Origin of the sequence: Alishewanella maricola, from assembly GCF_016343785.1 — a bacterium.
GTDB classification, from domain to species: domain Bacteria; phylum Pseudomonadota; class Gammaproteobacteria; order Enterobacterales; family Alteromonadaceae; genus Alishewanella; species Alishewanella maricola.
In genome coordinates this window covers 184,087-209,274 of the sequence record NZ_JAEINI020000002.1, presented here as the reverse complement: position 1 = coordinate 209,274, position 25,188 = coordinate 184,087, and the positions used below count along the sequence as shown (strand labels likewise).

Below are 25,188 nucleotides of genomic sequence, written 5' to 3'. Positions count from 1 at the left end.
AAGCTCGGTACTTTAGTGCCGAGTAGTTCACAAAGCTTTAGCCCGCATAGGCACGTTTTATGGCGCCGATCGTTGTTACGTATTTATGTTTAGTGTCGACTTAGTTACTGCAAGTAATACACATGAATGGTGTGCTTTGGGTGTGTCACCACAAAAATCATTTTTACAAAATTTAGCTTCAGCAGAGTTTGGTAGCTGGTTTTCTAGCTGGCAAGAAGGTGAGATCACGATTATTGCAGATATTTCTGTTTTAAATCACACGTCAAATGAATATCAATTGTTAGCCAGCCAAGGTATCAAATCGCTTTTGATGATCCCGTTACGTAGCAATACACGTTTAATCGGCATGTTTGGTATTGATATGGTGAAACAATTACAGGATTGGTCTGAGGCAGAAGTAGCTGGGTTAAGTCTGATTGCGGGTAATATTGGCGGTGCCTTATTGCGAAAAGAGGCTGAGGAAAAAGCGGAAAGTTTAGCGTTTTACGATACAGTAACCGGTTTGGCAAATCGGCAGTTAATGTTAGATCGGATCCATCAAGCCCAATTGCAAAGTAATCGTAATTTGTTTTATGTGGCTTTACTCTTTATTGATGTAGATGATTTTAAAACGCTTAATGATAGCCTAGGTTTTAGTAAAGGCGATGAACTACTCAAACTTATCGGCCAAGCACTGCAAGCAGTATTACCGCAGGGAGACACCATAGGGCGCTTTAGTGCAGATGAATTCTTAGTATTAAGCGAATTATTTACTGCCGACCGCAATAAAGCAGTGCAGGCGGTAACGGAATTAGCAGCGCGTTTACAGCACGCACTTCTTTTTAATCAAGATTTAATGTCGCTCAGAGAAAAAAACACCATCAGTATTGGTTGCACTTTGTTTTTGGGCGGGCAGCATGATACGGATGTTCTTATTACACAGGCCGATCTGGCCACTTACCAAGTAAAGCAAGCAGGCGGTAATGGCCTGAGTTTTTTTGATATCACGTTACAGGATCAAGCTTACCAGCGGTTAACTTTAGCTCAGGAATTGCAGCAAGCATTAAATGAAGAACAGTTTGAATTGTTTTATCAGCCACAGTTAGTTCACCCGGGCGTCGTGTTGGGGGCAGAAGTACTGTTACGCTGGCGTCATCCAGAACGCGGCTTACTTAGCCCAGATGCGTTTATTCGTTTTGCTGAAGAAACCGGCTTGATTGTGGAAATGGGTGAGTACGTGCTTTTTCATGCCTGTAAACAGTTGGCAATTTGGCAGCAAACGCCCAGCACAGCACGTTTAGAACTGTCGGTAAATATTAGTGCTAAGCAATTAAAACAAGCTAACTTTTCAGATAAAGTGCTCGACATTATAAAACACACTGCTATTGATGCGTCGGCGCTGAAGCTAGAACTCACAGAAAGTGTGTTGGTAGAAGATTTTGAAAATATTGTAAGTGTTATGCAGATTTTGCAAGCCAAGGGGATCCGTTTTTCTTTGGATGATTTTGGTACAGGGTATTCTTCGTTAGTCTATTTAAAGCGTTTGCCCTTATATCAATTGAAAGTTGACCGTAGTTTTGTTGCCGATTTACTAACAGATGAAAATGATCAGGCTATTGCAAAGATGATCATTTTATTAGGCCAAACCTTAGGATTAGAAGTAATGGCTGAAGGGGTAGAGACGGTGGAGCAGTTAAAAATTTTGTACAAGTTGGGATGTTATCATTACCAAGGTTACTATTTTTCTAAACCATTACCGCTAAACGAATTTGAGCATTATTTGGTAAAAGCGAGTGGAGGGTTAATTTAGCTTTCGAAAAATCAACAAAAGCCTTTAACTCAATTGGTCAATTAGGCTCATAGTGCTAACTAACCTTTTTTAACCATGAATAGTATGAAGTTTAATCATGTCTTCTTGTATCGCACCATTAAGATCTGATTGTAAATGCGGCTCTGCATCGGCAAACGGTACTTGCAATTCGTCAATCAGGTTGATTTGGTTACGGCCATTCAACTTACTTAAGTAAAGGGCCATGTCGGCAACTTGTAATACTCTTTCCCAATTAAATTGATGCTCAGGTACTTGTGAAAACGGTAAGCGAATAAAGCCACCGCTAATCGTTACGGGGATCTCATTGCCTTCGTATACCACGGGTAGGGCGCTGACCACTTGCAGTACCTGTTGGCAGAGTTGATCAATTTCTTCTTGCTCTAAACGCTGAATAACAATTAAAAACTCTTCACCGCCCCAGCGGATCAACAGCTCGTTCTCATCAGTTAAGGCCAATAAGCGTCGACTTAAATCAATCAGCACGGCATCACCTGCCGCATGGCCATAGTTATCGTTAATTTGCTTGAAAAAGTCGATATCTAACAATAAGAGTGCGCAAGCTTCCGGCTGGCTACTTTTATGGCGTTGCGCCATTTTATCTTGCATAGCACGACGATTAAATAAGCCGGTTAAAGGATCGCGTAAAGACTGATATTCCAGTTGTTTGTTAACTTCTTTTAAGCGTAAATTAGAGCGTTGTACTTTGCGATATAAATTAACCAACAACAACGCCGCTAAGCCCATAATAAAAATAAACAAAAGGGTAATGGTTTGCTGCAGTTGTTTATTTTTAAGCAGCTCTTCTTGCAGTTCGTTTTGTTGCTGTAAGATAGTGATTTGCTGTGTTTGAGATTTGAGTTCATAGCGAGATAACAAATCACGTGTAATTTTTTCACTGGACGCTGCGGCAATTTCTTCACGAAGTTGCATTTGCCACTCAAGGGTTTCGGCTAGTTTTGGATAGTCTTTAAGCGATTTATAGGCTTTAGCAAACCACCCAAGTAGGTCTTCTAGTTCAGTTTTACTATCGCGTTGCTGGTAAAAAGCAAAAGCATTTTGCATTTTGGTCAGGCCTGATTCGGCGTCACCTAAAAGTACTTCTAAATAACCGATGTTAAAGTTAATAAGGTTAACGTTTTCTGTATCTTTTAATGCTAGCGCTTCAGTTAATGCTTCTTCTAGAATATTTTTTGCTGCTGGATAATTTTGTTGCTCGATGTACACCGAACCAAGGTTGTTCATGAAGGTAAGCACGAGACTCTGCTGTTTTTGAGCTCGGGCGCGGGCTAAGCCTTTGAGATTTACTTCCACAGCTGCGGTATAATCTTTTTGTCCCGCCATGACAAAACCAAGCGATAAAAATAGGTCAGGTAGAAGTTGATCTTGTTTATAGCGTAACAAATCTTGATAAACTTCTTCTAACAAGCTTCGTGCACGTTGCCAATCTTTTAAATCGGTATGCACAATTGCAATCTGTTGTCTTAATGAGGTGCTACGAACTAAAGTTCTGCTGTCGTTTGTTGTATTTAAGGCATCAAGTGCTTGCTCATAATGTTTTAACGCCTTTTCGTATTGTGTGTCTTGTCTAAATAGTCTACCTAGTAGGGCGTTTATCCAATATTTAACTCGGGGGTTTTCAACGTCTGTGAGTATACCGGCCAATATTTCAGCATTAATATAGGCCTGATTACTTTGATTGCGAAAAGATAGCACTTCGAGTTCTGCAGCCATAATTTCTGCAATGGCGTTAACTGATTTAGTGATATTTTTAATTTCTGCCAGAGTCGCTAAAATATCATCTACAGCAGAAGGGTTTGCTTGATATAAATGAGCAAATAGCTGGTAAGTTAGTGCTCTAACGGTGCTCTCGGGTGTATTGTCTTCAGCCAGATTCTTAGGAAGGCGGTCGATGATACTTTGTAGTTTTAGATTTGCTTGCTCGGGGTCAACTAGCGTTAACGTTAAATAATCGTCTAATGCTTGCTCAACTGAAGCATCGCGCATAGCTTGAGACTTAACTTGTTGCGTTTCATTAACAACATGCTCCTGCGCCACAGCCCAATTAGGTAGCAGCGATATTGCCAGAGTAAAAACAAGAACAACTAAACACTTAGTTAATGACATTATTTTTATGAAACCAAATTTAACTTAAATTTTATTCTATAGTTTTAACTAAGATTGCATAATAAGTCCACTTTAAAAAAATATACTTATAAATCAGGTATAATTTAAATAGTTCAGCATAATGCTTAATAAAGGCGAAATCACGAGAATGGATTTATTATGAGTGCTTTAGAATACCTTATTATCATGTCTACATTAGTTGCCACCAGCGCCTTTTTTTCTGTTTCTGAAATTTCTTTAGCCGCCTCGCGCAAAATGCGTTTGCGTTTATTAGCGACTGAGGGCGATGTTCGCGCAGAGAAAATTTTAGCGCTGCAAGATCATCCGGGGAATTTTTTTACGGTAGTGCAAATTGGTCTTAATGCCGTGGCGATACTCGGCGGTATTTTAGGTGAATCGGCTTTTACACCTTATTTTGCCAATCTGCTCGGTTTGTTTAGCCACGAAACTTGGGTTCAACCTGCGGCCTTTGGTTTGTCCGTGTTCTTTGTCACGTCATTATTTATTTTGTTCGCCGATTTAATGCCTAAACGCTTAGCCATGATTGCCCCCGAGCAAATTGCGCTGCGCATTGTCGCCCCCATGCTATTACTAATTATGCTGCTTAAACCCTTAGTGTGGTTGTTTAACGGTTTAGCCAATTGGTGTTTTAGTATGCTTAAAATACCGACATTGCGTAAAGATGATATTACCCCCGATGATATTATGGCGATGATGGATGCCGGTGCGCAGGCCGGTGTGTTACAAGAGCATGAGCATCAGTTACTAGAAAATGTGTTTGATATGGAATCGCGCACGGTAACCTCTGCCATGACGGCGCGCGAAAGCTTAATCTTTTTCACCAAAGACGAAGCGCAAGAGAGCATTAAAGCCAAAATTGCAGAGCACCCTCATGCAAAGTTTTTAGTGTGTGCAGGCTTGTTAGATCAAGTGATTGGCTATGTGGATACCCGTGATATTTTAATGCAGGTATTACACGATCAGCCTATTTCTTTGCAAAAAGACGGCATTGTGCGCACGCCATTAATTATCCCGGATACCTTGTCTTTATATGAGGTGTTAGAACACTTTAAATCGGCGGGTATCGATTTTGCCATCATCTTAAATGAGTACGCGATGGTGGTGGGTATTATCACTTTAAAAGACGTGATGAGTATTGTGATGGGCGAGTTGGTTAATTCAGAAGAAGAGCAGATTGTTGCGCGTGATAGCAATTCATGGTTAGTTGAAGGCTTAACGCCACTGGCGGATGTGATGCGGGTATTGGAAATACCGCGTTTTCCGAATGCCGAAAACTACGAAACCATTGCAGGTTTTATGATGTACACCCTGAAGAAAATTCCGAAACGCACCGACTTTGTGCTGCATGCTGGCTATAAATTTGAAGTGGTTGATATCGACAGCTATAAAATTGACCAATTATTGGTCACTCGTATCGAGCCTGTTGCGGAATAAGCGCTTAATGTTGGTTATGGGGTTTTTGTCGAAGGCTCACTTTTAGCCGTTTCGGCTTGTTGCTCATAGCTTGCCATCAGTTTTTCACGAAAGTTTTGTAGGCCTTTCATCACCATATCGTAGGTGCTAGCGACACCTGTTTCGACATCACCTTCAAACACTTTTAACCCGGTTAAGATGGCTTTTGCATCGCTAAAACCTTGCTCAATGCCTTTGCCGATGGTTCCCATAAAATCATCTAATTGCTTTACGCTGTCTTCAGACGGTTTTTGTTGTTTGTAAATGTTAAATAAACTGGTGGCAAAGCTAACAATACGCTCGGCGGTGGCCTCGGGCGAGGTATCAATGCCAGACTCATAGATTTTTTTGCTGGCGTTTTTACCTAAGGTTGGCTCTAGCGCCTCGTTAATGCCTTCGAGTGCTGTTTTGTAAAGCAGGCTGAGGGTGTTGTTATTACTTTGCAGCGCGACTTTTTCACTGGCCGCTAAAATAGCGGCATTTTGTTGTTGTTTGCTCAGTTTCTCTGGGATCACAGCAGCGTTATTAGCATTGCTACGTAGCGGACTTACCATGCTGTCTGTTTTAATGCTACTCATCAGTGATCCCTAGATCCATTTTCAATTAACGTTGTAGCGGCCGCTACAGCAATAACTTTAGCCGTAAATCCATAAAAAAACACCTCGGCCAGTAGACCGAGGTGTTTGAGGGTAAAGAAGTGTTAAAGATTATTGAATGCCGTGCATGCGTTTTTTCAGTAGCGGGCTGATAACCAACATAAAAATACCTGCAGCGATACCAAAGTAACATAAGAAGGTAAACAGCTCAGTGTAGGCTGCTAAGGCAGCGCCAACATCGGCGACTTCACCACTGGGGGTTTCAATGGCGGCCAGTTTAGCTAATTGCGTTGCCAGTAATTCTGAGTATGCGGTGGCCAAGAACCACGCGCCCATCATCACACCTACCACTTTGTGGACAGCTAATTTGGTAACTGCTGATAAGCCCACTGGGGATAAGCACAATTCGCCCATGGTATGCAGCATATAAGCTAGCACCATCCAACCGGCACTGACTAAGCCCGCTTCATTCGGAAATTGTGCACCAATGACTAAGGCTCCAAAGCCTAAACCCGCTTGCATAATACCCAGTGCAAATTTAACTGGCGTACTCGGTTCAAGTTTACGTTTGTTAAGTGCCACCCACAGCCAAGCAAAAATAGGCGCTAGGGTAATAATAAATAAGGGATTTAACGCACCGTATTGACCAGCGGTAGTTTCAAAACCGAAAACTGTTCGATCCATTACTCGATCGGCAAACAAGGTCATGGATGAAGCAGATTGTTCAAACAAGGCCCAGAACACCACTGTAGAGAAGGTTAAGATGATCAGCACTAACATGCGATCACGCTCTTCTTTGTTGCATTGCGTTACCATAAACCAGATCACGCCGGCTAAAACTAAGAACGATAAACCTAATAACGCAGAGTGAACGATAGGGTTGTATTGTACTAATTGCCAAACAACAAACAGGGCAGGGATGGTTGCTAGGTAAATCAGCCATTCACGATCGACAAAAGCAAATACCTTTTGTTTTAATCGCACGGGGTCATTGGGCTCGGCATAACCATACAGGTATTTTTGACCAGCTAAGAACACAATTAAGCCTAGTACCATACCGATACCGGCTAAACCAAAACCCCAGCCCCAACCGAATTTTTCACCGATATAGGTAACCAATAAGGTGGCAATAAATGAGCCGGTATTGATACCCATGTAAAAGATGGTGAAGCCAGAATCGCGGCGGGCATCATCTTTACCGTACAATTGGCCAACGATAGTAGAAATGTTTGGCTTTAAAAACCCCACACCCATGATGATTAAGGCTAACGAAAAGTAGAACACTTGAATTGCGCCGGTATCTTGTACCACCACATCGTTTTCGACATAGGCTTGGAAGCCTTCGTAGGCAAGGCCTAAGTGACCTAAACACAACAAAATGGCACCAAAGGTAACGGCTTTGCGCATTCCTAAATAACGGTCAGCGAGCATGCCGCCGATCACGGGCATGGCATACACCAAACCGGCATAGCTACCTAATACATCTAAGCCGCCGGCGTCACTGAATAGGTGATATTTTGTTAAATATAACAACAGCAAATATTTCATGCCGTAAAACGAAAAGCGTTCCCACATTTCAGTTAAAAAGCATACATAAAGCCCGACCGGATGGCCGAAAAATTGTGGCTGAGTTTGATGGTTGCCCAGCGCAGTGGATTGAGAATTCATGGAGTCCCCGGGTAATGAATTATTATTATTGTCTGCTTTTATGCAGTTCGCACTCGATTATGCCGCTATCACAACGTTTTGTCATCCTCGGTACAAGCATTTACTTCATCGCTCCTATAATCTCCGCCGCAAGCTGGTCATACCACACTCCGGTACAGGTCGGGCCTCACTCAGAGACAGGTCATACCACACTCCGGTACAGGTCGGGCCTCACTCAGAGACAGGTCATACCACACTCCGGTACAGGTCGGGCCTCACTCAGAGACAGGTCTTACCACACTCCGGTACAGGTCGGGCCTCACTCAGAGACAGGTCATACCACACTCCGGTACTGGTCGGGCCTTACTCAGAGACAGGTCTTACCACACTCCGGTACTGGTCATACCTTACTCAGAGACGTTTTGTTGGGGGAGGGAGTTTTATTGTGATTAGTTGGTCAGTTGGTTTGTTCGCGGTTGGCGATCCGTTACAATAACCGCAAGTAGTTAACTGAGCATGGTCAGTGATCGAATATAAATCTGCCGCCTATTACCGCAGTGTTGCAGCACTTTGTTTAGCCGCCGTGGCGGTATTCGCTAATTTGCATTTAATGCAGCCGTTGTTGCCGGAAATAAGCCGTCAATTTGCGTTAACGCCGCTACAAGCCAGTATTAGCTATACCTTAGCGACGCTCTGTTTGGGCCTGTCGCTGCTGGTGTATGCCGCTTTATCGGATGCTTGGGGGCGTAAAACCCTTTTGTTAATAACCTTAGTTGGTATGAGCGTGAGTACCTTGCTACTCACGCAAGTGCAAAGTTTCAGTAGTCTAGTGTTACTTCGGGCAATACAAGGCTGTTGTTTGGGGGGCTTGCCGGCGATTGCCATTGCCTGGATGGGCGAAGAATACAGTAAGCCGGCGTTAGTGAGCGCGGTGGGCTATTACATCAGTGCCAATTCGTTAGGTGGGATCTCAGGGCGCTTGCTCGCCGGTGGTTTAGCGGATTGGGGGCACTGGCAATGGGTGTTTTGGCCAATGACGCTGTTAGGGGCGCTCAGTTGTTATGCGGTTTGGCGTTATTTACCGGCTGCTCAGTATTTTGTGCGTCAACCGTTTCGTTTAAAACAGGCTTTACGAGATAATCTGTATCACTTACGCCAGCGGTTATTATTGTTAACCTACCTGATTGGCGGCTTAAATTTTTTAGTCTTTTTAAACCAATATACCTACGCCAGCTTTGTGCTGGCGGCCACGCCGTTTAATTTAAGTAGCGGCCTTATTGGACTGTTATTTATAACGTATTTAACTGGCACTTTAGGCTCGGCTTATTCCGCTAAAATTGCCCAGAGGCTTAATTTGCCCGGCGCGATGGCGCTGGGGGTGTTGATTATGATGTTAGGCTCAATTATGACGCTTTTTGCAGGGCTGTTGGGAATGGTAACGGGCTTTTTTATCAGCGCCTTTGGTTTCTTTTTGTGCCATTCACTCGCCAGCAGTTTTGTCAATCAACAGGCTACCCGCGCAAAAGCCAGTGCCAGTGCGTTATATCTGGTGTTTTACTATATCGGCGCCAGTAGTGGTGGCGTTTACCTGCAACCATTTTGGCAGTGGGCGGCTTGGCCTGGGGTAATTATGGGCTCTTTGCTGATGTATAGTTTAACGTTAGCACTAAGTTGTTGGCTCTGGCGTTTGCAACGCACGAAGTTGTGCTAATTCGATTGTAGTTAAAGGCCGATAGCGGCCCTCTTCGAGATCACCAAGTGGTAAATCGCCAATAGCGATCCGACACAAATCAACCACTTTAAAGCCGAGCGCTCGGCACATATAACGAATTTGCCGATGCTGTCCTTCACTTAGGCAAATTTCTAAGCTGTGTGCAGTTAATACCTTAACTAAACAGGGATTTGCTTGATATTGATGCGGCCCCACTTGCCATGTTATGCCATCGGCAAAGGCTTTGATCAGGGCGTTTGCATCGGTAATCGCTTGCTGCACACGCACTCGATAGCGCTTATGGTGCTGATAACGTGGATGAAGTAAGCGCTGGGCAAGTTCGCCATCATTGGTCAGCAGTAATAAACCGCGTGAGTCTTTATCCAGCCTACCCACGGCAAAGGCTCGAACCGGTAATTGTGACAGCACGTGCGCGATACTGGCGGGATCAGTAGCTCGATTATTGCAATCGATACCCACCGGCTTATGATAAAGCCAATATTGCCATGCTGGGGCAGGTGCTAAGCTTTGACCGTTAATCTGGATTTCATCATCAACAGCAACTCGTTGTTGTAATCGAGCCGGCTCACCGTTAACCAACACTTGGCCTGCACTGATCAAACGGTTTGCCGCTTGGCGCGAACAAAAACCGCGCGAAGCAATTGCTTTAGTTAGAGGAATTCGTGGGTTCATGGTCGAAGGGCAAAGCAATTAACTAAGGACATCAGCGGGCTTGAGCATCTAGGGTGTTAATAGTCGACATTATAACTCAATGTAATACCTTGTTGGCAGCACTTGATTAAATCTTCGGGCATTAAGCCAGTGCTGTTGAGGCACTGGCTAAAGCATTTATTTGTTGTCGGCACTTAACCGTGTAGGGTAACGCTGATAAATCAGCGCCACCGCTGCGCTAATACTATCTTGCGAATGTACTTTCGAGTCTGCTGCTAATTTACCTTCGGTCATACCTTGCCAAATTAAACGATTCTCGCTGGCATCAATCACATCAATCAGAATTGATCCTACTTTGTAACGATGTGTTTCAACACCGCCAAAAATAGGAAAGCCGAAACTCAAAGCGCTATTGCGACCGAAAAAGCCATAACCGGCGTTAATGCTAAAAGGCGAACTGCGAACATCTTCCCGATTCTCTGTATTGATCTGGTAATTCACTAATAATTGCGGGCTTTGCTCATTGTAGCGATAGCCTAAATCGGTCATTTCGCGAATGATGGCGGCTTTAAAATGTTGCGCTTGTAGCGGATCGTAGCTAGGGGCTGTCGCAGCAGTTTCTGCCGTATCAGCTGTTTTAGTTTCGGCTGTTGCCTCAACCGTTTCGGTGGGCTTAAAAAAAGCAAAGGTTTGATATTGTTGAAAGTTAACCGAACGGTCATAGTCAATATTAGCTTGTTTCGGGCTGGCGCAACCGGCCAATACAAGCGTGGTGGTCAGCAGCAATAAGCTGGTTTTTAGCACGTTAACAACAGACATCAGACACCTCATCCTGAAACAAACAATTATTACAGCGAGTTTAGCGCAGTTTATGCAAGCCTCACAGTGTAATAATTTAGCAAGCCAAGCTGAACGCAGCCTGTACTTCGTTTTACGCCGCTATCAGGCTGAAAGTTTAGCAAGGCTAGTTAAATTGACTAATTAATCGTTATTTACGCTATTTAATTACAATGTTAAAAAACATGAATTGTAACAATTATCTGCTAACTTACTGATTATATTTTTATTTTAGTTTTGGCATAGTGGCTGCAACAAATATCTATAATACTTTTTATAGTTCAAGGAATGGAAAAATGCAGGCGAAATTAGCATTAGTGGCGGTGGTGTTTCTCGGTAGCGTAGTTTTAACAGGATGCAATAAGGCGCAAAGTAGCCCGAACAGCACCGCCGCCGCTGAGGTGGCAATCCCAGTAGAAACGTCACGTTCGCGTTTAGGGGCCATCAGTAGCAGTTATCGTACAACCACTACCTTAACAGCGCGGGCTGAAGCCGACATGATGGCGAAAAGCACCGGTATCGTGCAGCAAGTGCTCGTGGAAGAAGGCGATCAGGTTAAAGCGGGGCAATTGTTAGCGGTTTTAGAAAACGAGCGGCAACAACACTTGTTAGCCAAAGAGCGGGCAGAGTTAGGCCGCTTAGAATCTGAATTAAGCCGCATGCATGAAATGCATCAGCGCAAATTGGTCAGTACCGACGTGTATGAAAAACTAAAATGGCAAGTCTCGGCCATGCAAGCCGGCGTTGCACTGGCTGAGTTAAATTTGCGAGAAACCGAAATTCGCGCACCGTTTAACGCAGTGGTGGCACGGCGTTTTGTTAAAACCGGCCAATTGATTAACCAATTGGCGCCAAATTCACTGTTTTATTTGGTCAGTGAAAGCGAATTAGAAGCGGTGGTGCATTTACCTGAGCAACAAATGCTGCAAGCGAAAAGTGGCCAAGCCGCCATACTAAGCTTTGCTGGCGTACCCAGTGTTACTGCCAGTATTAGTCGCGTCGCGCCTGTGGTCGATGCCAGCTCTGGTACGGTGCGTACCACGCTGATTATTGATAACCAAGCAAGGCAACTCAAAGCCGGCATGTTTAGTCAGGTAGAGATCCAATTTGATACCCGTGAGCAGGCACTGTTAATCCCTAAGCGCGCGCTCATTACCTTAGATAATTTAGCCGGTGTGATGGTGTTAGATGCCGACAATCGGGTGCAACGTCGCCAAGTGTCTTTGGGGTACACCGCTGATCATATGGTTGAAGTGCTTGAAGGTTTAAACGTGGGTGATCAGGTGGTGGTGGCAGGTCATGCTGCATTAAAAGATCAGAGCTTGGTCAAGGTTGTTTCTGAGCGCGAATTCTAACAAGGACGTTAATCATGAGTTTGGTCAATACTGCTGTAAACCGGCCGGTTACCGTCTGGATGTTTACCCTCGCCATTGTATTATTTGGTTTAGTGTCGGTCGGTCGCTTAGCGGTTAATTTACTACCCGATCTGTCCTATCCTAGCTTAACGGTACGTACTACCTATATAGGCGCGGCCCCAGCTGAAGTAGAGCAACTGGTCAGTAAGCCGGTTGAGGAAGCGCTGGGCATTGTTAAAGGGGCTCGTAAAGTCACGTCGGTATCTCGAGCTGGGCGCTCTGACGTGGTACTGGAGTTTGATTGGGGCACGGACATGGATCTGGCGTTGTTAGAAGTGCGAGAGAAACTGGATGTGTTGTTCTTACCCTTAGATGTTGATAAACCGTTATTACTGCGTTTTAACCCCAACCTAGATCCGGTGGTGCGGCTGTCGTTGTCGAAAGCCAACATGAGCGCAGCAGAGCTGGTCAGTATCCGTACCTTTGCCGAAGAAGATTTGCGCCGAAAACTGGAATCGTTTAGCGGTATTGCCGCGGTGCGCCCTGACGGGGGGTTAACCCAAGAAATTCAGATTTTGGTGGATCCGCAAAAGTTAAGTCAGCTGCAACTTGATATCAGCGTTATTACTCAGCGTTTGAAAGCTGAAAATATCAACTTAGCCGGCGGACGTTTAGAAACCTCGTCTTATGATTATCTGGTTAGAACCATTAACCAATTTGCTGAGCTGCAAGAAATTGAAAATCTGTATTTAACTACGGTTGGCAACAGTCAGGTGCGCTTAAAAGATGTAGCTGAGGTGCGAGATGCCTTTGCTGATCGGCAAAGTATCAGTTACATCAATGGCAGTCAGGCCATTGAGCTGGCTATTTATAAAGAAGGCGATGCCAACACGGTGCGCGTGGCTGAAGGGTTATTAGCGCGTTTGCCTGAGCTACGTAAAATGCTGCCGCCAGGCTATCAGCTAGAGGTGCTATCTGATCAATCTCAATTTATTAAACAAGCCATCTCCGATGTAAAATCTGCTGGTATGGTCGGCGGTTTGCTGGCGATGTTAGTGCTGTATTTGTTTTTACGAAATGCTTGGGCCACCTTGATAATTTCGGTTTCCATTCCGGTTTCGGTGATTGCGACCTTTAATTTGATGTACGGTCAGGGTATTACGCTGAACATGATGAGCTTAGGCGGTATTGCCTTGGCGGTGGGGTTACTGGTCGATAATGCCATTGTGGTTTTAGAAAATATTGCTCGGCACAAAGAGCTGGGCTTGTCAGGTAAAGCCGCCGCAGAAAAAGGTGCCGGTGAAGTGGCGATGGCGATTACGGCCTCTACTTTAACCACGGTAGCCGTGTTTTTCCCCTTGGTCTTTGTTGAAGGTATTGCCGGGCAACTGTTTCGTGATCAAGCCTTAACCGTGACCTTTGCTTTGTTAGTGTCGCTGGTGGTGGCTTTGACGTTAATTCCAACCATGGCAGCGCGCAGTCGCAAAACGGCATTAACTGAGGGCGAGCAAGAACTTAAAGCTTTGTCGTCATTAAAACCCACGCGTTGGTATCACTGGCCACTATTGCCGCTGCGCTTGATCGGTCGCGGCTTATACCTTGTACTATTATCGCTGGTTAGCGTGCTGAGCCTGCTATTTAGTCTTATTGCAAAAGGCTTGTATTGGCTGTGTCGCCCTGCCGTGTTGTTGGTGCAATGGGTATTAAGTGTAACAGAGCAAAGCTATCTGAAAGTGCTTCGTGCTGCGCTGCGGGCAAAAACGCTGACTTTACTCGTTACTTTTATTGCCGCAGGGGCCTGCTTTAGCTTGCTACCGCGCTTAGGGGCTGATGTGTTGCCACAACTTAGCCAAGGTGAGTTTTATGTTGATGTGCAATTACCGGTAGGCTCGGCAATTGAGCAAACGGATGCACTGTTAAAGCAGCTAGCTAAGCAATTAGAGCAATATCCGGTGGTGGCGCGCAGCTATGGTTTAGCCGGTACTGGCGCGCAAATGACAGTTGATCCCGCCATTGGTGGCAGCCATTGGGGCCGTTTACATGTGGTGTTAACCGATGAGAGTAGTGCTGCAGACGAGCAATTATTGCAAGAAGAGCTGCGCCGCAGTTTAGCCTTACAGCCAGGGGTAAACGCGCACTTTGACCGGCCGCAGTTGTTTAGTTTTAGCACGCCGTTAGAAATTGAAATTAGTGGTTATGATTTAACCCAGCTAGCCGAATCGGCAGAGCGCTTGCAGGGCTTATTAAGTGCCGATCAGCGCTTTACGGATGTTAAATCGAGTTTACGGCCAGGCCAGCCTGAGATTACGCTGTATTTTGATCATGCCCGTTTGGCGCAATTAGGTATGACAGCACAGCAGGTGGCCAAGCGTGTCGCAACCTATATCGGCGGTGAAGTGGCGGGGCAGTTTTCGGTAAACGATCGTAAGATTGATATTCGCGTACGCTTAGCTGAGCAATATCGGCAATATGAATTACAACTGGCGCAACTGATTATCAACCCCGGTGCAGCCGAGCCTTTGCCGTTAAGTGCCGTTGCGCAAGTGCGCCGTGAAGTGGGCCCAAGCGAAATTACCCGAGTTGGCCAGCAGCGGGTTGCCATCGTTACGGCCAATTTAGCCTATGGTGATTTAGAGCAAGCTACAGACCGTGCTAATACACTGTTACAGCAACTGGTGTTGCCGCCAGGTCAAGTAGTGCAGGTGATGGGCCAAAGCGAAGAAATGGCCCGCGCATACAGCTCTTTGCTGTTTGCGTTGTTATTGGCCGTGTTCTTGGTGTACCTAGTAATGGCCTCGCAGTTTGAGAATTTACTGCAACCCTTACTGATTTTATTTACGGTGCCGCTAGCAGGAGCAGGGGCGGTGTTAGGTTTGTGGCTAACAGATACGCGGTTATCAGTGATTGTATTTATTGGTTTAATTATGTTGGCGGGTATCGTAGTAAATAACGCCATTGTACTAATTGACCGCATCAATCAATTGCGAGCAGAAGGCCAAGCGATGACCGAGGCCATTATACTGGCTGGGCAAAGTCGTTTACGCCCCGTGTTGATGACCACTTTAACCACGGTGCTCGGTTTATTACCACTGGCGATTGGTACTGGCGAAGGCAGTGAAATTCGGGCGCCGATGGCGATCACGGTCATTTTCGGCTTAAGTTTAGCCACCTTATTAACCTTGGTGTTTATACCGGTGCTGTATAGTTTTCAGCAAAACCGCCAAAGCGCTGTTGTTACGGAGGCGCAAGTATGAACACAGAGCAACCTACAACAGAAAAACCCTTAGGGTTAACCCGGTTAGCCTTGCGTCGGCCGGTGACTATTTGCATGTTTTTTATTTCGCTTCTGTTACTCGGTGGTTTAGCCAGCAGGTTATTGCCGCTAGAGATGCTGCCGGGCATTGATGTGCCGCAATTATATGTCACCGTACCGTATCCTAATGCTAGCCCTGCTGAAGTAGAGCGTTTAATTACGCGGCCTTTGGAAGAAGCTTTGGCTACGGTTAGTGGTATTAAGCGTTTGCGCAGTTTTGCTAATGAAAACAGCGGTGATGTATCGCTTGAGTTTCGTTGGAGCGAAAACATCAGCAGCAAGGGCTTAGAGGTACGCGAGCGTCTTGATAGTATTCGGCATTTGCTGCCAAGCGATGTCGAGCGCGTGTTGCTGTTTCAATTTAATACCAGCGATTTGCCGATTTTTCAATTACGCATTTCTTCTGAGCGCGATCTGGCGATGGCCTACGATTTGCTGGAGCAGCAAATTAAACGGCCATTAGAGCGCGTGCCGGGCGTATCAAAAGTGGAATTATACGGTGTTGAAAAACGCCAAGTCATTATTCGCCTTGATCCCGACAAATTGCGCGCCCTGAATGTTGATGCCAGTAGTTTACTGGCGCAATTACGCGGCAGTAACTTTTCGTTAAGTGCCGGCGAGTTACGTAATCCAGAGCAAAGTGTCTTAGTGAAACCACTGGGTGAGTATCAAGATTTAAGTGAGATCGCGGCTTTGCCGATACGCCCCGGTTTGCAACTGCGTGATCTGGCCAGCGTTGAACTTGAGTTGCCTAAACGCCAAGAAGGGCGCCATTTAAATCAAACCTACGCGGTTGGTATGAACGTGTATAAAGAATCGGGTGCTAACCTAGTGGATGTTGCCGCTGCCGCCATGCAAGTTGTGGCAAAGGCTGAAGCGAACCCGGCGTTTAATGGCATCAATTTATTTGTGATGGATGATTTGGCCGACAGCGTGACAACGTCGTTGCGTGATTTATTAATGGCCGGTGCCATCGGCGCTTTGCTGTCGTTTATTGTGTTGTTTTTATTTTTACGGCATTTAACCACCACCTTAATTGTGGTGTTATCGGTGCCTGCGGCCATCGTGATTGCGCTGGGCGCCATGTATTTTATGGGCTACAGCTTAAATATTCTTAGCATGATGGGCTTAATGTTAGCCATAGGTATGCTGGTTGATAATGCGGTAGTGGTCACCGAAAGCATCTTTCGGGAACGTGCAGCCGGCGGCGATATTCGCGCGGCGACTGAGCGTGGGGTAAAGCGCGTTGGCTTGGCGGTATTAGCCGGTACCGCCACCACGGCGATAGTGTTTTTACCGAATATTATTGGTGAAAAGATGCAGCTGACCATCTTTTTAGAGCATGTCGCCATTGCCATCTGTTTATGCTTGGGCATTTCTTTATTGTTAGCCTTAACCCTGATCCCGTTGTTAACCACCAAATTAAGTGTGCAGCCACAACCGCAACAAACCGCTTCAGCCTTAGAGCAGTTTTATCATCGTGCGCTGACACTGGTGATGAATTGGCCAAAAACAGCCAGTGTTGCCGCCTTGTTGGTGCTAGCCAGTGCGGGCTTACCCTTTTCACAAATGGGTACTAGTAGTGATGAAGACCAGGATAATAGCCGCTTGTACCTAAATTACAATGTGCAAGGCAATTACAGCCTAGAAGAAGTGCGGGCAGAAGTGTCAACGATGGAAGCGTTTTTATACAGTCGTCAGGCAGAGTTTGGTATCGCTTCTGTATACAGTTATTATCGTGCTGGGCATGCCATGTCGATTATTCTGCTGAAACCTGAGCTTGAAGTGCCCTTAGCGCAACTAAAAGAGCACATTCGCGCCGACTGGCCAACGTTGGTGCGTTCGCAACCTTCATTTAGTTTTGGTAATAATAACAATGCGTTGCAGCTACACTTATTAGGCAATTCGACTGAGCGTTTATTAAGCTTGGCGGGTGAGATCCAACCGCTGTTACAAAGCTTGCCCAGCCTTGCCGAAGTGAGCTCTGATTTGGCGAAAGGTCAACAAGAAATTCAAATCATACTTAAACGTGCTGAGCTGGATCGCCTTAAATTGGCGGCCGATCAGGTAGCGAATGCCGTTGCGTTAGCGTTACGTGGGGTCAATTTACGTACCTTTCGTAGCAGTGAGCAGGGGGAGCTGTTGATCCGCTTGATTTACGATGAACGCATCAGCCAATCACCGGCCGAGCTTGCTGCCTTGCCCGTGGCGGTGGTTAACGGTGTCAGTATTTCATTGTCGCAGGTGGCGGAATTAAAGGTGATGCCACGGTTGCAGTCTATCCAACGGTTCGAACGGCAAACTGGTATTGCATTGCAATTAGCATTACAGCCGGAGGTTAAAAACGAACAAGCACGGGCAGATATTGATCAGTTAATGCAGCAGGTGCAGCTGCCTGACGGTTATCGTTGGTCTTATCAAGGTGGCTTTGTGCAGCAAAACGAAGAGCAGCAAGTGATGATGGTGAATATGTTGCTGGCGCTGGCGATGATTTACATTGTGATGGCGGCGTTATTTGAATCGTTATTACTGCCCAATGCGGTGATTAGCAGCCTATTGTTTTCTTTTGTTGGGGTGTTTTGGACATTCTGGCTCACCGGCACCAGCATGGGGGTGATGGGCATGATTGGCATGCTGGTATTAATGGGCATTGTGGTGAATAACGGCATCGTGTTGGTTGATCGTATTAATCAAGATCGGCAATTACAGCCTGATATGCCACTAAAAACCTTGATTGTAGAAGCCTGTACTTTACGGCTGCGGCCGATTTTAATGACGGTATCCACTACGGTGTTAGGTTTAGTGCCCCTGGCGTTAGGCGGTACTTCAATTGGCGGTGACGGCCCCAGCTATGCACCGATGGCCTTAGCGATCATCGGTGGCTTGTTATTCTCTACCTTAACCAGTTTGCTGCTGGTACCGTTAAATTATTATGGCTTGATAAAGTTACGCGCCGCTTGTGCGCAATTGTTACTGCGCAGTCAGCGTTGGCAACATCGCTTATTGAAACGAGCCTAACCTTTAAGCTTTAACTTTGGCTGAGTGGGTGGCGAGCACGTTGCCGACTCAGCCAAAGGCCAAATAGGACAATTAAAAAGCTTGAACCGAAGCTACCGCCACCACGGTAATGGCTGCTTTTGACAATTTTGATATCCTCTGGCCGTGCTTTTAAACGCTCGGTAAAACGCTGTAATTCTGTTTCTAAATTGCTAATCATATCTTCACTGGCGGCAGCAAAGCCGGCGCTACTATCCAGCCGTAGTTCTTCACTTAGGTTAATGGGCGTGGAGCGCCCTTGTATTTGGCTGACGCCCGGAGCTCGAAATAACAACTTGCGACTGTCGATGGCATAAACCGCGGTATCCATCAAAGTGCTAGTATCGTTTTTCTGCCCCGACACTAAATAAGCACCTACCAAGGTCCAATAACTCAGCGCGGCTTTTGAGTCGTCACTAAACTGCGCTTGATCAAACGACACTAAGGCGATGACATCGACACTGAACATGGTTTTTAACTGATCAAGGTTGGTAAAACTGCCTTGCGGCCGCAAATAGGCGCTGGGGATCACTTGAATATCGCCAATAAAGTCACGTTCTCTAAATTGTGCAGCAATGTTATCGAGAATTTGCATCTTGGCCGGCTCGGTCAGCAGGTTGGCGCCGGTGTTTTGCCAAGCCCAAGGGTTGTCACCACGCTGATGACTGCGATCAGCCGGTACAAAGGCTATGCCTAAGCGAATGGGTAATTGTAAAACCGGTGTCGCTGGGCTGATCATGACTTCATTTTCAGTGGGGTAGAGGTAATCGACCACGCTACTGCGGCTGCCCATTTGTTGACTGGCGCAACCGGTTAAACTGCAAAGTAGGGCAAGACTAATACTGATTTGACGAATTGACAGAGCCATAATAGCGTCCTTAAGGTTGAGCAGGTTTGCTTACTCATTAAGCTAGCAGGCAAGTAAACATAGCGCTACCTGAAAAACAAAAGCAGCATTATTTATCGCCTTTGGTAGCATAATGCGCTACTTTTAGTGTTGGGCCGTTACAGGTAAGCATCAGATGCAGCAAAGCAGCGCGTTAATTAAAGTCGTTAAGCAAGCATTAAAACAGCATGGTTTTACTTACCAACAGGTTGCACAACATCTTGGGCTGACCGAAGCCAGTGTAAAACGGATGTTCTCCCAGCAACAGTTTACGCTGGCGCGTATTGAAAGCATTTGTCAGCTGATGGCGCTCGATTTTACTGATCTGCTGCGTTTATTAGAGCAAGCGCAGTGGCAGGTAACGCAACTGAGTGAACAGCAAGAGCAGCAGTTAACTGAAGATCTGACCTTGTTAGTGGTGGCCGTATCGGCGTTAAATCATTGGACGATGCAAGACATGCTGCAGTGGTATCAACTGACGCCAACTGAATGTTTGCAAAAGTTGATTAAATTAGACCGTTTAAAGTTGATTGAACTGTTACCACAAAACCGCATTAAATTAAAAGTTGCCCCCAATTTTAGCTGGCGTAACGATGGTCCCATTCAACGCTTCTTTCAACAGCAATTGGCAACTGATTTCATTCATCATCGTTTTAATGGCGATCAAGAATGCTTGCTGGTATTAAATGGCATGTTGTCGGTATCGAATAACGCCGTGTTTCAACGAAAACTAAAACGTCTTGCTAATGAATTTAATGAATTAGTACAACAAGACAGTCAGTTGCCGCTCAGTCAGCGCCATGGCAGTAGCGTGGTTCTAGCGCTACGTGATTGGCGTTTTGGCGCTTTGCAGCGGTTATTACGCCAAGATAATCCAAGCTAAACGTGCTTTCAGCCACCGTTCAGCCTTAAGCGCGTAAAACACAGATCAGACCACACTCAGAGACAGATCCGACCACACTCAGACACCGGTACGAGCTCTGAGCTCTGGCCGCACTCTGAGACAGGTTGGACCACACTCTGACACTGGTTAGACCACACTCAGAGACAGGTCGGTGGTGTTGTGGAGCAATTTACTTAGATAGTGAAGAGGTTTTTATGCGAATGAAAGTATTAGCGCTGATGTTGCCGTTGTTTGGCTTTAGTAGTGTGTTGTCGGCCGCTACCGTGATTACTGAGCAAAACATTAGTCGCTTAGAGGCGGTTTTACCGCAATTGGCGAAAATTGAGCAAGACAGCCCCGCTGAGTTAAAGCGTTTAAGATTACAGCCTCATTGCAACTGGCCACAGCATGTTAGTGAGTTACAAGCCAAAGAAAGCGGTAAAGAATATGTGGCGCAGATGCAACAAATTTTGGCCGCGCACCAGCTTACTCCGGCAGTCTTTTTAGAGTTAACCGCGAAAGGGGCTTGGCCGGTTCTGCAATCGATGCAGCCGATGTTGAATCTGTCACAGCAGTCGTTGCCGTTTTTACCACAAGCGCAGCGCGATCAAGTTGAAAAAACCTTGGCGCAAACCAGTCATATGCAAAAAGTGATTCAGCCGTGTTTAACCAGCGAAGACTTGGCGGCCTTGCAGCAACATCAGCAGCGCTTCATTAATTTAGCGGTCAGTATGCCAGGCTTGGCGCTATAGTTTTTACTGTCGCTCAGTATTTAACGCAGCCTAGCGATGTCGTTCGCTGCAGAAGAGTATCTAGCCAAGGTCGCGAGCTAATGCAGCTTCTTGCCAATATGATTGGCTAAAGTGAGTTAATGAACGGTTGGATTGAGTAGCCTGTTATCCGAGCTGTTATAGTCCAACGGTTCAATATGTACTGTTAATTGCACACCTAAGCTGAGTAATTGCTGCTCGGCAGCATCAGCTAATTGATGCGCACGCTCGACACTCCAGTCACCGGGCACCAGTAAATCCGCTTGCGCAAACGCTTGGGTGGCGGCAGCGCGGGTGCGTAAATGCGTAAACTGCGCCTGGCGATTACCCAGCTCGACAAAAATTTGTTCAATTGTGGCAATTTGTTCTGCAGTCAAGGCTCTGTCCATTAAGCCATTTATCGCCTTGAATAAAATACTGCCGCCTTCACGCAGGATATGCAAGGCCACCAAAATAGCCACCAAGGCATCCAACCAAATAAACCCCGTTAATGCCGCTAACACGACCCCGATAACCACGCCAGCAGTGGTCCAAACATCGGTTAACAAATGTTTGCCATCACCCTCTAAGGCCGGCGATTGATGTTGTTGACCACCTTTAACCAGTAGCAAGCCCACAGCTAAGTTAAGCAGGCTGGCCAGCACGGTTAGTACGATGCCGATATTTAAGCCTAGTAAAGGTTGAGGATTGAGCAAACGCTCAACGGCGGTAAACATAATCGCCAGCGCCGCCAGAAAAATCATGCCGCCTTCAAAAGCGGCTGAGAAGTATTCTGCTTTGGTGTGGCCAAAAGGATGGTGTTCATCAGCAGGGCGTTTGGCCAGTGTTACCATCATTAGCGCAAAACTTGCGCCCGCGACATTCACCAGCGACTCGATAGCGTCAGATAAAAACCCCACCGAATCGGTTAAATACCAAGCCAGGGTTTTTAACGCCATGGTTAAAAAACCGGCAAGTAGTGACAGTAACAGCAATTGACGTGGGAGTAGGTTAGACATCGGCGCAAATCTTCGAGACAAAAAGTCAGTGTAGCCCCGCGAGGCAGTAAAGTCATGCGGCTTATTCGCCTTTCAATCGCACACCCTGTATAATATGCGGCCTTGTAACACTCAGGTGCTGTAATTATGTCCGCGACTACTGTAAATCTTCGTAAATCTGCTCCGGTAGCCCGGATGGCGCCTGAGCGCGATCTGTTTTCTTACCCAAAATACTGGGCCGAATGTTACGGCACCGCGCCTTTTTTACCGATGTCTCGTGCCGAAATGGACAAACTCGGTTGGGATAGCTGCGACATTATCTTAGTGGTTGGCGATGCTTATGTGGATCACCCCAGCTTTGGGATGGCAGTAGTTGGGCGTATGTTGGAAGCGCAAGGCTATCGCGTGGGGATTATTGCTCAGCCCGATTGGCATAGCAAAGCCGACTTTATGCGCTTAGGCAAACCTAATCTGTTTTACGGTGTGTCTGCCGGTAATATGGACTCGATGATTAACCGTTATACCGCCGATAAAAAATTGCGGCATGACGATGCTTACACCGCCGGCGATATTGGGGGTAAAAGACCGGATCGCGCGGTAATTGTTTATACCCAGCGCTGTAAAGAAGCATACAGTGATGTGCCGGTTATTATTGGCGGTATTGAAGCCAGTTTACGCCGTATTGCCCATTATGATTATTGGTCTGAGAAAGTTCGCCGTTCAGTTATTTTTGATGCCAAAGCTGACATCTTAATTTATGGTAATGCCGAGCGGCCGTTAATTGAAGTAGCCTACCGCCTTGCCAGTGGTATTCCGGTGGCCGATATTCAGGATGTACGCGGTACTGCGGTGATCCGCAAAGAGCCTCTGCCGGGCTGGCGCGGCGTAGATTCCACCGCCATTGATAAAATTGGCAAAATCGACCCGATTCCCAATCCTTACGGTGCTGATGATGTCGGCTGTAGCAGTTATTCTGAATTTGCCAAAGCCGGTATTGATTTAACTAAACCGGCAGAAGTGGAAGCCAAACCTATTATCGTGCAGGCACCACGGCAAAAACCGTGGGAGCTGACTTACGTTAAGCTACCAGCGTTTGAGCAGGTGAGTGTGAATAAGCCGTTGTATGCCCATGCCTCACGTATTTTGCATCAAGAAACCAATCCAGGCTGTGCGCGCGCCATTATGCAGCGTCATGGTGATCGGCATATTTGGGTAAATCCTGCGGCTTTTCCGCTGAGTACCGAAGAGATGGATCTGGTGTTTGGTTTGCCCTATCAGCGTATTCCGCATCCGGCGTATGGTAAAGCCAAGATCCCTGCCTATGAAATGATTAAAACCTCAGTGAATATTATGCGAGGCTGTTTTGGTGGCTGTTCGTTTTGTTCCATTACTGAGCACGAAGGCCGGATTATTCAAAGTCGCTCGAAAGAGTCGATAATGCAAGAGATCAAAGACATTCGCGACAAAGTACCGGGTTTTACTGGCGTCATCTCCGATTTAGGTGGGCCCACGGCCAATATGTATCGCTTAAATTGTAAAAACCCGAAAGCAGAGCAAACTTGTCGTCGACCTTCTTGTGTCTATCCGACCATCTGTGAGCACATGGATACCGATCAAAGCCCGACGGTAGAGTTGTACCGTGAAGCGCGTAATATCGAAGGCATCAAAAAGGTGCTGATTGCCTCGGGTGTACGTTATGATTTGGCGGTAGAAGATCCTAACTATGTGAAAGAATTAGTGCAGCATCATGTCGGCGGTTATTTAAAAATTGCCCCTGAGCATACCGAAGAGGGCCCATTAAGTAAGATGATGAAGCCGGGTATGGGCGCGTACGATAAATTTAAAGAGATGTTTGATCGCTTTAGTAAAGAAGCGGGCAAAGAGCAGTACCTGATCCCGTATTTTATTGCCTCGCATCCTGGCACCACCGATATGGATATGGTGAATTTAGCCTTATGGTTAAAAGAGCGTGATTTCAGATTAGATCAGGTACAAAACTTTTATCCAAGCCCGATGGCCAATGCCACCACGATTTATCACACCGAGATGAATTCGCTGAAAAACATTAATAAAGCGAATAAAGAAGCAGTGCCGGTACCCAAAGGTGAAAGGCAGCGCCGTTTACATAAAGCCATTTTGCGTTATCACGATCCAAAAGGCTGGCCAAGTATTCGCGAAGCACTAACGAAGATGGGTTTACAGCATTTAATTGGCCGGGGCAAAGACTGTTTAGTGCCACCGGAAGGCAAAGATGAGCAACAGCGCAAACCTCTTCGGGGGGGGAAGCCGGCGTTAACGCGGCACACGGGGTTAAATCCGGCGGCAAAAGCCACGCGTGCCGATAATACGGGCAAGCCTAAAGCCAAACAGAACGGCCAACAGCCAGCTACGCCAGCAAGCACTCATGGCCAAACAGCGGCGAAACCAAAAGCAAAGCGCCCACAAAACGGCAAAGCGCAACGCGGTTAGTCTTGAACAAGTAAGTGCCTGGCACACACTAGGCGCTTGCTTGTGATGAGAAAACCGCAGCAGCGCTCGCTGACAACAACCGCGGCTTTAGCTTCATTAACTTAGCGCATGAGCATATGAAAAGACTGTTCTTTGCACTGCAATTTTCCCCAGCGCAGCAACAAGCTATCCTAACCTATCAGCAGCAGCTGATAGCGCAGTATCCTGATGCGCGAATTGTGACTGCGGATAACTTTCATTTAACGCTGTTTTTTCTTGGTCAAGTAGACGGTGAGCAAGAGCCGTTTTTACTGTCTGCGGCGAAGACGATTGCGCCAATTGATATAACGCTCATTTTCGATAAATTTGGCTATTTCGCCAAACCTAAAATTGCTTATTTAGCGCCAAGTGTTATTCCTGAACCCTTATTGCAGCTACAACAGCAGATCACGCAGTTGTGTCAGCAACAAGGCTTTGAGGCACAGCACCCTGAATTTAAGCCGCATATCACCTTGCTTCGAAAAGTGGATCACGAGGAGCCCTTGCCGGCTTGTGCGCCCTTAGTGCTCAGGATAGGCCGATTTGCCTTGTTTCATTCAACGCAAATGGCCGGACAACTGCGTTATGTGCCACTGAATGAATAGCGTGAT

At 46.3% G+C, this 25,188-nt stretch carries 17 protein-coding genes and 1 pseudogene; 11 read left to right on the top strand and 7 right to left on the bottom strand.

The window, feature by feature from the left end; genetic code table 11:
* Positions 1 to 34: 34 nt before the first annotated feature.
* Together JAO78_RS16750 and JAO78_RS04365 are read left to right on the top strand one after the other, a co-directional pair.
* Positions 35 to 430 (top strand): annotated as a pseudogene (locus tag JAO78_RS16750) (GAF domain-containing protein); the annotation flags it as partial.
* A 12-nt stretch (positions 431 to 442) separates the two neighbouring features.
* A complete protein-coding gene (locus JAO78_RS04365) occupies positions 443 to 1,789 on the top strand; it encodes a putative bifunctional diguanylate cyclase/phosphodiesterase (RefSeq protein ID WP_255654453.1) in 1,347 nt (448 codons plus the stop codon).
* Between the two features lie 69 nt (positions 1,790 to 1,858).
* On the opposite strand, the gene JAO78_RS04360 is transcribed toward JAO78_RS04365, so the two are convergent.
* Positions 1,859 to 3,934 (bottom strand): tetratricopeptide repeat-containing diguanylate cyclase, encoded by a 2,076-nt coding sequence (locus tag JAO78_RS04360; RefSeq protein WP_226750133.1) that lies wholly within the window; start codon positions 3,932 to 3,934, stop codon positions 1,859 to 1,861.
* Positions 3,935 to 4,093: 159 nt separating this feature from the next.
* Between JAO78_RS04360 and paeA the strand changes: the two genes are divergently transcribed.
* Positions 4,094 to 5,389, top strand: a complete 1,296-nt coding sequence (gene paeA / locus JAO78_RS04355) for a polyamine export protein PaeA (RefSeq protein ID WP_226750132.1) — start codon at positions 4,094 to 4,096, stop codon at positions 5,387 to 5,389.
* A gap of 14 nt (positions 5,390 to 5,403) precedes the next feature.
* Here the strand turns inward: paeA and JAO78_RS04350 are convergent, their stop codons facing one another.
* Positions 5,404 to 5,985, bottom strand: a complete 582-nt coding sequence (locus JAO78_RS04350) for a DUF5610 domain-containing protein (protein WP_226750131.1) — start codon at positions 5,983 to 5,985, stop codon at positions 5,404 to 5,406.
* A 129-nt stretch (positions 5,986 to 6,114) separates the two neighbouring features.
* Complete coding sequence (locus JAO78_RS04345) at positions 6,115 to 7,671, bottom strand: peptide MFS transporter (RefSeq protein ID WP_226750130.1); 1,557 nt, start codon at positions 7,669 to 7,671, stop codon at positions 6,115 to 6,117.
* Between the two features lie 502 nt (positions 7,672 to 8,173).
* On the opposite strand from JAO78_RS04345, the gene JAO78_RS04340 reads away from it, so the two are divergent.
* Positions 8,174 to 9,361: an MFS transporter gene (locus JAO78_RS04340; protein WP_226750129.1), complete on the top strand. Its 1,188-nt coding sequence runs from the start codon at positions 8,174 to 8,176 to the stop codon at positions 9,359 to 9,361.
* Here JAO78_RS04340 and JAO78_RS04335 read toward each other — a convergent pair.
* On the bottom strand, positions 9,317 to 10,054 hold the full coding sequence (locus tag JAO78_RS04335; protein WP_226750128.1) for a pseudouridine synthase: 738 nt from the start codon (positions 10,052 to 10,054) through the stop codon (positions 9,317 to 9,319). The genes JAO78_RS04340 and JAO78_RS04335 overlap by 45 nt on opposite strands.
* Positions 10,055 to 10,210: 156 nt before the next feature.
* On the bottom strand, positions 10,211 to 10,852 hold the full coding sequence (locus tag JAO78_RS04330; protein ID WP_226750127.1) for a DUF4136 domain-containing protein: 642 nt from the start codon (positions 10,850 to 10,852) through the stop codon (positions 10,211 to 10,213).
* Between the two features lie 314 nt (positions 10,853 to 11,166).
* Between JAO78_RS04330 and JAO78_RS04325 the strand changes: the two genes are divergently transcribed.
* The 3 genes from JAO78_RS04325 to JAO78_RS04315 are packed head-to-tail and all read left to right on the top strand — an operon-like array spanning position 11,167 to position 18,556.
* Positions 11,167 to 12,225, top strand: coding sequence for an efflux RND transporter periplasmic adaptor subunit (locus JAO78_RS04325; protein WP_226750126.1), 1,059 nt, complete (start codon positions 11,167 to 11,169; stop codon positions 12,223 to 12,225).
* 14 nt (positions 12,226 to 12,239) lie between these two features.
* Positions 12,240 to 15,479 (top strand): efflux RND transporter permease subunit, encoded by a 3,240-nt coding sequence (locus JAO78_RS04320; RefSeq protein WP_226750125.1) that lies wholly within the window; start codon positions 12,240 to 12,242, stop codon positions 15,477 to 15,479.
* On the top strand, positions 15,476 to 18,556 hold the full coding sequence (locus tag JAO78_RS04315) for an efflux RND transporter permease subunit (protein WP_226750124.1): 3,081 nt from the start codon (positions 15,476 to 15,478) through the stop codon (positions 18,554 to 18,556). Before JAO78_RS04320 ends, JAO78_RS04315 begins: the two co-directional genes overlap by 4 nt.
* A 10-nt stretch (positions 18,557 to 18,566) precedes the next feature.
* Here JAO78_RS04315 and rhlP read toward each other — a convergent pair whose 3' ends face one another.
* Entirely contained in the window at positions 18,567 to 19,442 is an 876-nt protein-coding gene (gene rhlP, locus JAO78_RS04310; RefSeq protein WP_226750123.1) for a rhombotarget lipoprotein, read from the bottom strand.
* Positions 19,443 to 19,596: 154 nt separating this feature from the next.
* Between rhlP and JAO78_RS04305 the strand changes: the two genes are divergently transcribed.
* On the top strand, positions 19,597 to 20,343 hold the full coding sequence (locus JAO78_RS04305; RefSeq protein WP_226750122.1) for a helix-turn-helix domain-containing protein: 747 nt from the start codon (positions 19,597 to 19,599) through the stop codon (positions 20,341 to 20,343).
* A 215-nt stretch (positions 20,344 to 20,558) separates the two neighbouring features.
* Entirely contained in the window at positions 20,559 to 21,095 is a 537-nt protein-coding gene (locus JAO78_RS04300) for a hypothetical protein (RefSeq protein ID WP_226750121.1), read from the top strand.
* A gap of 116 nt (positions 21,096 to 21,211) precedes the next feature.
* On the opposite strand, the gene JAO78_RS04295 is transcribed toward JAO78_RS04300, so the two are convergent.
* Positions 21,212 to 22,111: a cation diffusion facilitator family transporter gene (locus tag JAO78_RS04295; protein WP_226750120.1), complete on the bottom strand. Its 900-nt coding sequence runs from the start codon at positions 22,109 to 22,111 to the stop codon at positions 21,212 to 21,214.
* Between the two features lie 174 nt (positions 22,112 to 22,285).
* Between JAO78_RS04295 and JAO78_RS04290 the strand changes: the two genes are divergently transcribed.
* Together JAO78_RS04290 and thpR are read left to right on the top strand one after the other, a co-directional pair.
* A complete protein-coding gene (locus JAO78_RS04290) occupies positions 22,286 to 24,559 on the top strand; it encodes a YgiQ family radical SAM protein (RefSeq protein ID WP_226750376.1) in 2,274 nt (757 codons plus the stop codon).
* 116 nt (positions 24,560 to 24,675) lie between these two features.
* Complete coding sequence (thpR, locus tag JAO78_RS04285) at positions 24,676 to 25,182, top strand: RNA 2',3'-cyclic phosphodiesterase (RefSeq protein WP_226750119.1); 507 nt, start codon at positions 24,676 to 24,678, stop codon at positions 25,180 to 25,182.
* Positions 25,183 to 25,188: the final 6 nt, after the last annotated feature.